At 60.3% G+C, this 1,014-nt stretch carries 1 protein-coding gene; it reads right to left on the bottom strand.

All coding sequences use genetic code 11. The features are described 5' to 3' along the window. Positions 1-311: 311 nt before the first annotated feature. Positions 312-806: a hypothetical protein gene (locus HEP69_RS23590; protein ID WP_290560956.1), complete on the bottom strand. Its 495-nt coding sequence runs from the start codon at positions 804-806 to the stop codon at positions 312-314. Positions 807-1,014 lie beyond the last annotated feature (208 nt).

Below are 1,014 nucleotides of genomic sequence, written 5' to 3'. Positions count from 1 at the left end.
CTGGCTGTGTCCGGGCTTCAGCCCCCTGTGCCGCCGCCAGAAAACACTGAACGTGAGCCTGCCCTATCGTGGCGGCACTGGCCCGCTGAAGCCGCAAAGGCTGGCCCATCTATTACCGGCAGTGCATTTTCGAAGAAAATGTCACGAGAGGCATCGCCCCTTTGATGACCCACGGTGCGATCAAGGCATGGGCACCAAGGCCCGCGATGAAAGTCTGTGTCCCCCATGATCCGAAAGGCGCATCCATGACCAGCCGCGCGCCTGGCTGTGACCACCCACGCTGGCGGGTCAGGTTGGTTTTGACGGAAGTTTCATCCACTGCCCGGCAGGGTATTGCGCAGCAATGCACGAGAGGGAATAAGGACAACACGATCTGGCCGGGCCGAGACGGCAGGCAAGCGGTGTTTGACCCAATGGTCGCGTTGTTTCTTTACCCTCGCGCGGCGTCGTTCAGTCGCGACCAACGTCTTTTTTTTGTACGTGAAGCCGAGCTTGCGCAGGAACCGGCCGATCGCATCGGGGTGCGCCTGAACGCCGGGCGCATCCGCCAGCGCACCGGCCAGTTCGGGCATGGTCATGTCGCCGTCCTGATCAATCAACTCGATCAGAAAGGAGCGATGTGGATCAAGCTTGCCCTTGCCGCGAGGACGGCCCTGCGGCGCAGCTCTGGCCTGTCCCGTGCGCCGGATCGCAAGACCCCAACGCGCTCCGGTGGCGGGTGAAAGCTTCAATCGCAACGCTGCCGCGCGCCCGCTTAACCCTTCCTCAATCAACTTCCGAAACCGCGCTCGCAGCGCATCCGGCAAAGGTGCTGACATGATCCATCCTCCCAAACAGGATGAATCACAAATCAAGGCCAAAGGGAATCCCTAACAATTCAGGTTTTGAGCCGGATGCTTTAAACGCCGGATTTGGCGCAAGATACACATTGGCATCGACGAGGAAACGCTGGAAGTTCGCGCCGTCGAAGTACCACCCGCAACCTTGGCCCCCCCCGGCGAGGTTTTTTGAAAA

It is taken from the genome of Aestuariivita sp. (assembly GCF_021404545.1).
Taxonomy (GTDB): Bacteria; Pseudomonadota; Alphaproteobacteria; order Rhodobacterales; family Rhodobacteraceae; genus Aestuariivita.
The sequence above is the reverse complement of the archived record's forward strand: the minus strand, read 5'-3'. Positions and strand labels throughout refer to the sequence as shown.